11 protein-coding genes are annotated in these 12,045 nt (G+C 58.8%); 2 read left to right on the forward strand and 9 right to left on the reverse strand.

Annotated elements, in window-relative coordinates; all coding sequences use genetic code 11:
- Positions 1–36 precede the first annotated feature (36 nt).
- Positions 37–357 carry a thioredoxin gene (gene trxA / locus V6R85_RS12975; protein WP_003505361.1) on the forward strand — a complete coding sequence of 107 codons (321 nt, stop codon included), beginning with the start codon at positions 37–39 and terminating at the stop codon, positions 355–357.
- Positions 358–404: 47 nt separating this feature from the next.
- Here trxA and V6R85_RS12980 read toward each other — a convergent pair whose 3' ends face one another.
- The 8 genes from V6R85_RS12980 to V6R85_RS13015 all read right to left on the reverse strand — a co-directional run bounded on the left by V6R85_RS12980 (position 405) and on the right by V6R85_RS13015 (position 8,661).
- The gene (locus V6R85_RS12980) at positions 405–1,784 is read right to left on the reverse strand and encodes a bifunctional folylpolyglutamate synthase/dihydrofolate synthase (protein ID WP_423753516.1); all 1,380 of its coding nucleotides are present in this window, start codon (positions 1,782–1,784) and stop codon (positions 405–407) included.
- 86 nt (positions 1,785–1,870) lie between these two features.
- Entirely contained in the window at positions 1,871–2,767 is an 897-nt protein-coding gene (gene accD / locus V6R85_RS12985) for an acetyl-CoA carboxylase, carboxyltransferase subunit beta (RefSeq protein WP_003505356.1), read from the reverse strand.
- Positions 2,768–2,794: 27 nt separating this feature from the next.
- Entirely contained in the window at positions 2,795–3,634 is an 840-nt protein-coding gene (gene trpA / locus V6R85_RS12990) for a tryptophan synthase subunit alpha (protein ID WP_003505355.1), read from the reverse strand.
- A 4-nt stretch (positions 3,635–3,638) separates the two neighbouring features.
- Positions 3,639–4,859: a tryptophan synthase subunit beta gene (gene trpB / locus V6R85_RS12995; RefSeq protein ID WP_003521170.1), complete on the reverse strand. Its 1,221-nt coding sequence runs from the start codon at positions 4,857–4,859 to the stop codon at positions 3,639–3,641.
- 1 nt (position 4,860) lies between these two features.
- Positions 4,861–5,523: a phosphoribosylanthranilate isomerase gene (locus V6R85_RS13000; protein WP_003505352.1), complete on the reverse strand. Its 663-nt coding sequence runs from the start codon at positions 5,521–5,523 to the stop codon at positions 4,861–4,863.
- Positions 5,524–5,625: 102 nt separating this feature from the next.
- Positions 5,626–6,393, reverse strand: coding sequence for a M48 family metallopeptidase (locus tag V6R85_RS13005; RefSeq protein WP_111834596.1), 768 nt, complete (start codon positions 6,391–6,393; stop codon positions 5,626–5,628).
- A gap of 68 nt (positions 6,394–6,461) precedes the next feature.
- Positions 6,462–7,694 carry a polyhydroxyalkanoate depolymerase gene (locus V6R85_RS13010; RefSeq protein ID WP_336377070.1) on the reverse strand — a complete coding sequence of 411 codons (1,233 nt, stop codon included), beginning with the start codon at positions 7,692–7,694 and terminating at the stop codon, positions 6,462–6,464.
- 124 nt (positions 7,695–7,818) lie between these two features.
- Complete coding sequence (locus V6R85_RS13015) at positions 7,819–8,661, reverse strand: fumarylacetoacetate hydrolase family protein (protein WP_060725290.1); 843 nt, start codon at positions 8,659–8,661, stop codon at positions 7,819–7,821.
- 128 nt (positions 8,662–8,789) lie between these two features.
- Between V6R85_RS13015 and V6R85_RS13020 the strand changes: the two genes are divergently transcribed.
- The gene (locus V6R85_RS13020) at positions 8,790–9,392 is read left to right on the forward strand and encodes a nitroreductase family protein (RefSeq protein WP_060725291.1); all 603 of its coding nucleotides are present in this window, start codon (positions 8,790–8,792) and stop codon (positions 9,390–9,392) included.
- Between the two features lie 105 nt (positions 9,393–9,497).
- On the opposite strand, the gene gyrB is transcribed toward V6R85_RS13020, so the two are convergent.
- The gene (gene gyrB, locus V6R85_RS13025; protein WP_003505346.1) at positions 9,498–11,933 is read right to left on the reverse strand and encodes a DNA topoisomerase (ATP-hydrolyzing) subunit B; all 2,436 of its coding nucleotides are present in this window, start codon (positions 11,931–11,933) and stop codon (positions 9,498–9,500) included.
- Positions 11,934–12,045: the final 112 nt, after the last annotated feature.

Here is a 12,045-nt window from a genome sequence, read left to right on the forward strand (position 1 = left end):
GATAGCGGAAAAGATTAGCTGAAAGGAGAGCCAGATATGGCTACCGTAAAAGTCGATGCCGCCAACTTCCAGTCCGAAGTCCTCGAATCCGCCGAACCCGTCGTGGTGGATTTCTGGGCCGAATGGTGCGGCCCGTGCAAGATGATCGCGCCAAGCCTTGAGGAAATTTCGTCCGAGCTGGCCGGCAAGGTCAAGGTCGCAAAGCTCAACATCGACGAAAACCCGGAACTGGCAGCGCAGTTCGGCGTGCGCTCGATCCCGACCCTTGCCATGTTCAAGGGCGGCGAAGTGGCTGATATCAAGGTTGGCGCTGCTCCCAAGACAGCGCTTTCCGCCTGGATTTCCGGCGCCGCATAAGCAATATCGATGGAATGAAAAAAGCCCGGCAGTGATGCCGGGCTTTTTTATTGGGGAACCGTGCCGTTCAGGGCAAGCGCATTGCCCGCAAGGTAAAGCGAGCCGCCGATCAGGATGCGCGGCGCTGGTCCTTCGGGATCAAAGCGGCGCGTCAGCTCTTCCAAGGCATGCGTGAGAGACGAGGTGGGTGCCGCAACAAGACCGGCATCGAAGGCGGCATGGGCAAGTACCACGGGGTCGATCGCCGCATCCGTGCCGCCGATCGGCACCGTGAAGACATATTCGGCGATATCGGCGAAGGCCTTGAAATAACCCACCGGATCCTTGGTGTTGATCATGCCCGCAATGATGAAGAGCGGGCGTGCCATCTTTTCCTCAAAGCCAGCCATCGCCTCGGCGATAACCTCGCCCGCGCCGGGGTTATGACCGCCATCGACCCAGATTTCCGCATCCTTAGGGGCCATTTCAGCGATTTTGCCGGACAGGATACGCTGCAGACGGCCGGGCCATTCCACCGTGGTCATGGCCTTTTCGATCATCCGTTCCGTCACCTCGAAACCGGCGGCCTTGACGGCGCGGATCGCGGCAGCGGCATTGGCAAGCTGGTGACGGCCGGGAAGTCGTGGCAACGGCGCATCGGCCAGGCCGAACTCGTCCTGATAAACCATGCGGCCGAATTCTTCATGGGCGGAAAAATCCTGCCCGTAGACGGATACCGGGCAACCGAGCCGCTCCGCCGTGGCAATCAGCGTTTCGAGCGCCGCATCATATTCCTGATGACCGATGACGACGGGCGAACCCTTTTTCATGATGCCGGCCTTTTCGGCGGCTATCAGCTCCACGCGGTCACCGAGATAGGCCTGATGATCGAGCGAGATCGGCATGATGACGGAGACGGCTGGGTGGTTGATTACATTGGTTGCATCGAATCGACCGCCTAGGCCAACCTCTACGACGGCGGCATCGGCGGGTTGTTCCGCAAAAAGCACGAACATCGCCGCAGTCAGAATTTCGAAAACCGTTATCATCTGACCGGCATTGGCAGTTTCAATGCGGCGCAGCGCGTCCGCAAAGATCTCGTCTTCAACATAACGACCTTTATCGCCGGCCACGCCGATACGGTACCGCTCATGCCAGTTCACAAGATGCGGCGATGTATGCACGTGGACGGAAAGCCCTGCCGCCTCCAGCAGGGCACGGCAGAAGGCCGTGACCGAACCCTTGCCATTTGTGCCGGCCACATGGATCACCGGCGGCATTCTGTTCTGGGGACTGCCGAGTTTTTCGAGAAGACGGGAAATTCTGTCGAGTGAAAGATCGAACCCCTTGGGGTGGAGCTGCATCAGCTCCTCAATGATCTTTTCGGCCTCACCGATCGCGGGCTTCGTCATGTCTTCCGTTCGCCTTTCAGGCGTTTTGCTTGCCATTTGTCCGCCGCACCAAAAATGAAATCATGCAACGTATAGCATCATCCCGAAGGCAGTTTATGCCTCCGGGCGACATATTTTTTTCCTCAGGCCGAAGCCGCCAGCGGTACGACGGCGTTTGCGTTGTCAGCAGGCGCTTTGGTCATGATCTTGAGCAGATTGGCCAGCGTGTCCGGGATTTCGCGGCGGTCGACGACCATATCTACCATGCCGTGTTCCAGCAGGTATTCCGAGGTCTGGAAGCCTTCCGGCAGCTTTTCACGAATGGTCTGCTCGATCACACGCTTGCCCGCAAAGCAGATTTCAGCGCCCGGCTCGGCGATATGCACGTCACCCAGCATGGCATAGGAGGCCGTAACACCACCCGTCGTTGGGTTCGTCAGAACCACGATATAGGGCATGCCTGCCTCTTTCAGCATGTTTACCGCAACCGTGGTGCGCGGCAGCTGCATCAGCGAAAGAATGCCTTCCTGCATGCGCGCCCCGCCGGAGGCCGGGAACATGACGAGCGGGCAACGCTCGGAAATCGCACGCTCAAAGGCCTTGACGATGGCTTCGCCGGCGGCGATGCCGAGCGAACCGCCCATGAACTGGAATTCATGCACGACGGCAACGATCTTCAGGCCTTTCAAGTGGCCGACACCGGCAAGGATCGTGTCTTCCTGCTCGGTTTTCGTGCGGCTGTCACGCAGACGGTCGGTGTATTTCTTGGAATCGCGGAACTTCAGAGGGTCCTGCGCTACCTTCGGCTGGACCAGGGCCTCATAGACGCCACCATCAAAAAGATCGGCAAGGCGCGCCTTGGCCGGCATCTTCATATGGTAACCAGAAGCCGGGATGACCCACTTGTTGTCTTCCAGGTCCTTGTGGAAGACCATTTCGCCCGTTTCCGGGCACTTGATCCACAGGTTCTCCGGAACCTCCGGGCGGCGGCCAAGCATGGAATTGATCCGCGGCCGAACGTAATTAGTGATCCAGTTCAACTGTCTACTCCTGACTGGGCCGCGCGCTTATTCCGCAGCGGCAAGGCGCGACGCACGCACGCCCGTTGAAAGTCCTTTTACCAGCGTCGTAACGGCCGGCACGGTATCGGCGGTCGCCTGCCCGTCCTTGGTCAGGCTGCCAGCAATCTGGTTGACGATGGCCGAACCGACCACAACGCCATCTGCCACCGCGCCGATCGCTTTTGCATGATCGGCCGTCTTGACACCAAAACCGACACAGACCGGCAGTTCCGTATGCGCCTTGATACGACCGACAGCGCCCGAGATCAACGAGGGATCGGGAAGCGCCGAACCGGTGATACCGTTCATCGAAACGTAATAAACGAAACCTGAGGTATTTTTAAGGACGGTCGGCAGGCGCTTGCCATCCGTAGTCGGGGTAGCGAGACGGATGAAGTTGATGCCGCGCGCAAGCGCCGGTATGCAGAGTTCATCGTCCATTTCCGGCGGAAGATCGACTACGATCAGGCCATCGATGCCAGCCGCCAGCGCGTCGTCCAAAAACTTTTCGACGCCATAGATATAGATCGGATTATAATAGCCCATCAGCACGATGGGTGTTGCATCGTCTTGCCTGCGGAACTCGCGGGCGAGATCGAGCGTGGTCTTCAGCGTCTGTCCGCCCTTCAGCGCGCGCTGGCCGGCCAGCTGAATGGCCGGACCATCCGCCATCGGGTCGGAAAAGGGCATGCCGAGTTCGATGACGTCAGCACCGGCTTCCGGCAGCGCTTTCATGATGCCGAGCGAGGTCTGGAAATCCGGGTCGCCGCCCATGAAATAGGTAATCAGGGCCGGGCGATTTTCAGCGCGCAGATCGGCAAAGCGCTTGTCCATACGTGCAGTCATGATCTTATACATCCATTCCAAGGAACTTGCTGACGGTGTGGACATCCTTGTCACCACGGCCGGAGAGGTTCATCAGGATGATTTCATCCTTGCCCATCTTTGGCGCGCGCTTGATGACCTCTGCCAAAGCGTGGCTCGGCTCGAGAGCCGGAATGATGCCTTCGAGGCGGGTCAGCATCTGGAAGGCGTCCAGCGCCTCATGGTCCATGATCGGCACATATTCCACGCGGCCGATATCGTTCAGCCAGGAATGTTCCGGGCCGATGCCGGGATAATCGAGACCGGCGGAAATGGAATGACCTTCCTTGATCTGGCCATCCTCGTCCTGAAGCAGATAGGTGCGGTTGCCATGCAGCACGCCCGGCGAACCGGCCGTGATCGAAGCGCAATGCTCGTCACCGGAAAGGCCCTTGCCGCCCGCCTCGACGCCGACGATGCGGACATTCTTGTCATCGAGGAAAGGATGGAAAATGCCGATGGCATTCGATCCGCCGCCGACAGCCGCGACGACCAGATCCGGCAGACGGCCTTCCGCCTCCAGCATCTGCGCCTTGGCTTCTTCACCGATGACCGCCTGGAAATCGCGAACCATTTCCGGATAGGGATGCGGGCCAGCCGCGGTGCCGATCAGATAATAGGTATCCTCGACATTGGTGACCCAGTCACGCAGAGCCTCGTTCATGGCGTCCTTGAGCGTGCCATGACCTGCTGTCACCGGCTTCACCTCGGCGCCCAGAAGCTTCATGCGGAAGACGTTCGGGGCCTGACGGGCTACGTCGGTCGCGCCCATATAAACGACACAGGGAAGACCGAAACGTGCTGCCACCGTTGCGGAGGCAACGCCGTGCTGGCCGGCGCCGGTTTCCGCGATGATGCGGGTCTTGCCCATGCGCTTGGCAAGCAGGATCTGGCCGAGGCAATTGTTGATCTTGTGCGAGCCGGTGTGGTTCAGCTCCTCGCGCTTGAAATAGATCTTCGCGCCACCAAGTTCCGCCGTCAGGCGTTCCGCGAAATAAAGCGGGCTCGGGCGACCGGTATAGTGCGCGCCGAGATGCTTGAGTTCCGCCTGAAACGCGGGATCGGTCTTGGCCTTGTCCCATTCCGCCTGCAAATCCAGAATGAGCGGCATCAGCGTTTCGGCAACGAAGCGACCTCCGTAAATACCGAAACGGCCGTCCTCATCGGGACCAGCACGAAAAGAATTGGGTGTTGGCGCGTCGTTCACTTCAAGCTCCCTTTGGGCCTTTCGACCAATCATTCACCACATCAAAAAATGCATCGATCATGGACAGATCCTTGATGCCCGGCGCGCTTTCGACACCGGACGACAAATCTAGTCCGCTTGCCTTGGTTTCCGCCAGAGCCTCAGCGACATTGTCCTTGTTCAACCCTCCGGAAAGCATGTAATCGATGCTTCCGTCAAGTGATCGCAGGATGGTCCAGTCGAACGAGACGCCATTACCACCCGGCAGGTCGGAGCCCGCCGGCGCCTTGGCATCCAGCAGAAAACGATCGGCTATTCCAATATAAGGGTCGATTTTGGCAAGATCAGCGGCGTCGCGAATGGAAATCGCCTTCATGACGGGCAGGCCATAAAGCGCCTTGATGTTCAGCAACCGTTCCGGGCTTTCATTGCCATGCAGCTGCAGGATATCCGGTTTTACGAGATCAACGATTTCATCGAGATAATCATTATCGGCATCGACGGTGACCGCGACCACCTTGGCGGCGCCACGGGCGGCTTCCGCCAGCCTGCCGGCAATATCGGGCTCGATGTTGCGCGGGCTTTTTTCAAAGAAAATAAAACCGACATGGGACGCACCGCGCCTGACGGCGCGCTCCAGCGCTTCCGGTGTCTTCAATCCGCAAATCTTGATATCCGGTTTCATACCCGCGACCTGACATGAAATGCGACAAGAGTCGAGCCAAATCGCACCCATTCCCGATGGAATGTTTCACGTGAATCCAGATGGCGATCCGTGCCGCAGGTTTCAATCGAAATCGATGGCGTGAAGTTTGGAGCCGTGGCGTTTCAGCCAGTCCTTGGCCTCATTGGTGTGCGGGCACAGCTTTTCGCACAAGGCCCAGAATTTCGGACCGTGGTTCATTTCGCTCAGATGCGCGACCTCGTGGGCGGCAAGATAATCGATGACCTTTTCCGGGGCCATGACGATACGCCAGGAAAAGCTCAAGTTTCCATCATGGGAACAGGAGCCCCAGCGGCTGCGTGTATCCTTCATGCTGATGGACCGCACCGGCCGGCCGGCAGCGCTGGCATGAACGGCAACGAGCCGTTCCAGATCAGCCTTCGCTTCCTTTTTCAGGAATGTCGCGATCCGTCGTCTCAGATGCTCCGGCGCGCCGCTGACTCTCAGAACGTCGACGCCATCAGCGTCTTTCGCGATATGTGTCAGCCCTCGCAGGCTGCCGGTATGGTCAATGCGGTGGGATATGCCTCTGATATCGATGGCTGCGCCCGGCCGCAAACCGTCATCGAGGCTGAATTTCAGAAGCTTGCCTTCCAGCCAGCCCTGATGCCTCTCGAGAAAATCATCCACCTGGCGGTGATGCAGGCCCATAGGGATCGTCAGTTTCAGCGCCCGGCCGCCCGGTTCGATGCGCAAGGTGATGCGCGTGGCCCGCGGATTTTCCCTGACCGTGATCGGCACCTGCCGGCCCGCCACCGCGACGGTGCGCTGGCTCGGCGCAACCTTCTTTGGCGCCGGTGACTTCAGGGATTTTCTGAGGAGCGAAAACATGAACCCTTCATAGCCGATTCGTCCGTCCCTTGGCCACGCAAATGCGCGGCACCACCCGCCATCTTACCCTAGGCAGTCTGATGCTTGCGGATGAAATCCAGCATGCGCGGCACGATTTCCTTGCGGAAACGCGAACCGTTGAAGACGCCATAGTGGCCGACATCCGGCTGCATGTAGTGGGCGCGTTTGTTTTCGGGGAGGTGACTGCAGAGATCATGGGCGGCCTTTGTCTGGCCGACGCCCGAAATATCGTCATTCTCCCCTTCCACAGTGAACAATGCAACATTGCGAATGGCGGCGGGATCGACCGCCCTGCCCCGATGCTGCATCTTTCCTTTCGGGAGCGCATGGTCGATGAAGACCGTTTCCACCGTCTGCAGATAGAACTCCGCCGTCAGATCCATGACAGCAAGATATTCATCGTAAAATTCGCGGTGCTTTTCGGCAGAATCGCCGTCATTCTTGACGAGGTTGAGGTAAAAATCCTTATGCGCTGTCATGTGCTTGTCGAGGTTCATCGACATGAAACCGGAGAGTTGCAGAAAGCCGGGATAGACATTGCGGCCGAAGGCGGGCTGCGGCCACGGCACCTGCATGACGACATTATCGCGGAACCATTCGATTGGCTTCGCCGTGGCGAGACCATTGACGGCTGTGGGATTGATGCGCGTATCGATCGGACCGCCCATCAGCGTCATGGATGCCGGTGCAAATTTATCGCCATCGGCCTCCATAAGCGAAACGGCGGCCAGAACAGGCACGGACGGTTGACAGACGGCGACCACATGCGCCCCCGGACCTATCTCGCGCAGCATCTCGATGACATAACTGATGTAATCGTCGAGATCGAAGGTCCCATCACTCACCGGCACCATGCGGGCATCGACCCAATCGGTAATGTAAATATCGGCCGAAGGCAGCAGCGCCTCCACGGTGCCGCGCAGCAGGGTCGCATAATGGCCGGACATCGGCGCCACCAGCAGCACCTTCGGCTCAGGTTGGCGGGCAGGATCGATCTCTTTTTTGAAATGGACGAGATTGCAGAACGGACGCGACCAGACGGTCTCTTCAGCAACGGTAACGGTCTCTCCATCGACAATAGTCGTGGCAAGGCCGAATTCCGGTTTGACATAACGGCGCGTCAGGCGTTCGAAAACCTCGAAGCCGGCATCGAGGCTTCTTCCGAAGGCCGTGCTGGAAAGCGGGTTCATAGGATTGTTGCAGGCCTGGCGCATCATATCGGCACCGGCGCGCAGCGGCGCCATGGCCGCATGGTTCATTTCATAGAGGTGGTAGAACACTGATGACGCCTCCCTCGCGATCACGCTCTTTTTTTCAACCATAGCAGCTTTTCGCAGGTGCACAAAATCGAAGGCGCCGGCGGTTTCCCGCCAGCGCCTCACTTTCCGTTGAACGCTGTGGCGATCAGATGTCGGCGACGAAGGTCTGCTTCTGGGAACCGAGACCCTCGATACCGAGTTCCACGACATCACCAGCCTTCAGGTAACGCGGCGGCTTCAGGCCCATGCCGACGCCGGGAGGGGTGCCGGTGGAAATGACATCGCCGGGATGCAGCGACATGAACTGGCTGAGATAGGAGACAACGTGGGCAACGCCGTACACCATGGTCTTGCTGGAGCCGTTCTGCATGGTCTGGCCGTTCACCTTCAGCCACATGCCGAGGTTCTGCGGGTCAGTAATTTCCTCTTTCGTCACCAGCCAGGGGCCGATGGGGCCAAAGGTGTCGCAGGACTTGCCCTTGGTCCACTGGCCGGCACGCTCCGTCTGGAAGGCGCGTTCGGAAACATCGTGCGAAACGCAATAGCCGGCAACGTAGTCGAGAGCATCGGCTTCCGAGACATATTTGGCGGTCTTGCCGATAACAACGCCGAGCTCGACTTCCCAGTCGGTCTTTTCAGAACCGCGCGGAATAGTGACGTTGTCATTCGGACCGACGATGGCCGAGGTCGCCTTCATGAAAATGACCGGTTCCGGCGGTACGGTGGCACCTGTTTCGGCGGCATGGTCGGAGAAATTGAGGCCGATGCAGATGAATTTTCCGGTTCCCGCAACGCAGGCGCCGATGCGGTCTTCGTTCAGGACCGGAAGCGTGCTCAGATCGATCGCGGCGATCTTTTTGAGGCCCTCGGGAGAAATGGCGTCGCCGCCGATATCTTTCACATGGGCGGACAGGTCGCGGATTTTTCCTTCCGCATCGAGGATTGCAGGTTTTTCCTGGCCGGGCTGGCCAACACGCATCAATTTCATGGAACTCTCTCCCGGTTGTCAGACAAGGTGATGCATATATGAACGATGCATTCATACTTGTCACCCCTTGACTGCGCCAAGTTTCGAAAAATACCTTTTCCTTCCCGTCAATCAAAAGGACATGGCCCGTGACGAACAGCAATAACAGGCAATCCGAATATCCCGTTGATCCCCTCTTCCTTGATCGCTGGTCTCCGCGCGCCTTCGACGGCAACGCCATGCCGCCACAACATCTGATGACCATTCTGGATGCGGCGCACTGGGCGCCTTCCGCCTCCAACTATCAGCCATGGCGCTTTGTCTATGCGCACAAGGACAGCGAAGACTGGCCGCTTTTCGTGGAACTGCTTGTGGAGGGAAACCAGCGCTGGGCTAAAAACGCCTCTGTGCTGCTCTTCGTCATTTCCCGCGACCATAACATCTCGCGCGACGGTGAGAAAAAACCATCCGCGACCCATTCCTTCGATGCCGGTGCGGCCTGGTTTTCGCTTGCCATGCAGGCGCATCTGCTCGGTTACCACGCCCACGGCATGGCTGGCATCTTGAAAGACCAGATCGTTGAGAGGCTGAATATTCCAGAAGGCTACAATGTGGAGGCCGGGGTTGCCATCGGCACGTTGACCGACAAGTCCGTTCTTCCTGACGATCTGGCGGAACGGGAAGTACCGAGCAAGCGTCTGCCGCTTTCAGACGTGGCTTTTGAAGGACGCTTCACGGGCAAGACCGACTGATTTCAGCTTGTCCGCACAGAACAAAAGGCCCGGCGGTCAATTTCCGCCGGGCCCTTTGTTAAAGTTTCGTTTCACGTGAATCGTTACGCGAAACGCTCCACAAGATTAAATGTCGAGGTTTGCAACGCTCAGCGCATTTTCCTGGATAAAGTCGCGGCGCGGCTCCACTTCGTCACCCATCAGGCGGGCAAACAGGCCGTCGGCATCGGTGGCGTCGTTGACCTTGACCTGCAGAAGCGAGCGAACATTGGCGTCAAGCGTCGTTTCCCACAGCTGCTCGGCATTCATTTCGCCAAGACCCTTGTAGCGCTGCATGGAAAGACCCTTGCGCCCGGCCGCGAAAATCGCGTCCAGCAGCGCGCGCGGACCGGCCAGTTCCATCGTGCCATCCTTGCGTTGCAGGACCGGCGGCGTGACGTAGATATCGCGTGTGCGGGCCGCGAGCTGATCGATATGGCGGGCATCGGCCGAACCGAGCAGGCCCATATCCAGCGTCGAGACTTCCTTGACGCCGCGCACCATGCGCTCGAAGCGCAAACCGCCATCCTGCAGCACGGTGCCGGACCAGCCGCGTTCGGTTTCTTCCGCAATCATGTCGAGACGCCGCGCCACTTCGGCAACGGTTTCTTCGGCGCGGGCGGCATCGGCCGAAAGCTCGGGGTTCAGCGCGCCGGCAATGGCAGCCTGTTCCACGATCGAGCGGCTGTAACGGGAATGCAGCCCGTCGATCAGCGAGCGCATGCGCAACGCATCCAGAATGACTTCACGAAGATCGGCGCCGACGCGCACTTCGCCAGAGCCGAGCGTCAGCGATGCTTCCTCGATACCCATGGAGATCAGGTACTCTTCCAGCGCCTTTTCATCCTTGAGGTACTGCACGGATTTGCCACGCGTGACCTTATAAAGCGGCGGCTGGGCGATATAGAGATGGCCGCGCTCGATCAGTTCCGGCATCTGGCGGAAGAAGAAGGTCAACAGCAGGGTACGGATGTGAGCGCCGTCGACGTCAGCATCCGTCATGATGATGATCTTGTGGTAACGCAGCTTGTCGGCGTTGAACTCGTCCTTGCCGATGGACGTGCCAAGTGCCGTGATCAGCGTACCGATTTCCTGGCTGGACAGCATCTTGTCGAAACGGGCGCGTTCGACATTGAGGATCTTGCCGCGCAGCGGCAGGATCGCCTGCGTTTCGCGCGAGCGGCCCTGCTTGGCCGAACCGCCAGCGGAGTCACCCTCAACGAGGAAAAGTTCGGATTTCGCCGGATCGCGCTCGGAGCAGTCGGCAAGCTTGCCGGGCAGAGAGGCGATATCGAGCGCACCCTTGCGGCGCGTCAGTTCGCGCGCCTTGCGGGCAGCTTCGCGGGCAACCGCCGCTTCCACCACCTTGCCGACGAGGATTCTCGCGTCGGACGGATGTTCTTCCAGCCAGGTGGAGAGCGCTTCGTTGACGAGGCTTTCCACGACCGGACGCACTTCGGACGAAACGAGCTTGTCCTTCGTCTGCGAGGAAAACTTGGGGTCGGGAACCTTGACGGAAAGAATGGCCGTCAGACCTTCGCGGCAGTCCTCACCCTGCAGGCTTACCTTTTCCTTTTTCAGGATGCCGGAAGTTTCGGCATAGGAGGTTACCTGACGGGTCAGCGCCGCGCGGAAACCGGCCATATGGGTGCCGCCGTCGCGTTGGGGAATGTTGTTGGTAAAGCAGAGCACGTTCTCGTGGTAGCTGTCGTTCCACCAGAGCGCGACCTCAACCGTAATGCCGTCCTTTTCGCCCTTGATGGCGACAGGCTTGTCCACCAGCGGCTTCTTGGCACGGTCGAGATAACGGACGAAGGCTTCGAGGCCGCCATCATACAGCAGCTCTTCCTGCTTGATATCAGAATGGCGCTTGTCGGTGAGCAGGATGCGCACGCCGGAATTCAGGAATGCGAGCTCGCGCAGGCGATGCTCCAGCGTTCCATAATCATAGTCCGTCATGGTGAAGGTTTGCGGGCTTGCGAGGAAGGTGACTTCCGTGCCCGAACGGCCTTCATATTCGCCGATGACGGAAAGCGGCGCATCGGCAACGCCATGGGTGAAGCCGATTTCATGCAGCTTGCCATTGCGGCGGATTCTGAGCTTCAGCCAGACCGAGAGCGCATTGACCACCGACACGCCCACGCCATGCAGGCCGCCGGACACCTTGTAGGAATTCTGGTCGAATTTACCGCCAGCATGCAGCTGGGTCATGATGACTTCGGCGGCGGAAACGCCTTCGGAAGAATGGATGTCGGTCGGAATGCCGCGTCCGTTATCCGTCACCGTTACGGAGCCATCGGCGTTCAGCGTCACCGTCACCAGATCGGCATGACCGGCGAGAGCCTCGTCGATGGCGTTGTCGACGACTTCATAGACCATGTGATGCAGGCCGGAACCGTCATCGGTGTCACCGATATACATGCCGGGCCGTTTGCGCACGGCATCAAGGCCCTTGAGAACCTTGATCGAATCGGCTCCATATTCCGCATTCGCGCCGACTTCGCTTGACGATGTTTCGGTCATAAGTACTCTTTCCAAAGTTTTCCTGGCCAGGTTTCCAGTGAGAAGGCCTGAAGCCAGCGAATCACTCAAATCCGACATGCGACTATAGAAATTCTATACCCAATCCCAAAGG

The sequence above is a fragment of the Agrobacterium sp. CCNWLW32 genome, assembly GCF_037083425.1.
In the GTDB taxonomy this organism is placed as follows: domain Bacteria; phylum Pseudomonadota; class Alphaproteobacteria; order Rhizobiales; family Rhizobiaceae; genus Agrobacterium; species Agrobacterium radiobacter.

What these genes read in the sequence shown, in the direction of transcription:
- gyrB (WP_003505346.1), bottom strand. Translation starts at nt 11,933, where the DNA reads ATGACCGAAACATCGTCAAGCGAAGTCGGCGCGAATGCGGAATATGGA.
- V6R85_RS13015 (WP_060725290.1), bottom strand. Translation starts at nt 8,661, where the DNA reads ATGAAATTGATGCGTGTTGGCCAGCCCGGCCAGGAAAAACCTGCAATC.
- V6R85_RS13005 (WP_111834596.1), bottom strand. Translation starts at nt 6,393, where the DNA reads ATGTTTTCGCTCCTCAGAAAATCCCTGAAGTCACCGGCGCCAAAGAAG.
- trxA (WP_003505361.1), top strand. Translation starts at nt 37, where the DNA reads ATGGCTACCGTAAAAGTCGATGCCGCCAACTTCCAGTCCGAAGTCCTC.
- trpA (WP_003505355.1), bottom strand. Translation starts at nt 3,634, where the DNA reads ATGACTGCACGTATGGACAAGCGCTTTGCCGATCTGCGCGCTGAAAAT.
- V6R85_RS12980 (WP_423753516.1), bottom strand. Translation starts at nt 1,784, where the DNA reads ATGGCAAGCAAAACGCCTGAAAGGCGAACGGAAGACATGACGAAGCCC.
- V6R85_RS13000 (WP_003505352.1), bottom strand. Translation starts at nt 5,523, where the DNA reads ATGAAACCGGATATCAAGATTTGCGGATTGAAGACACCGGAAGCGCTG.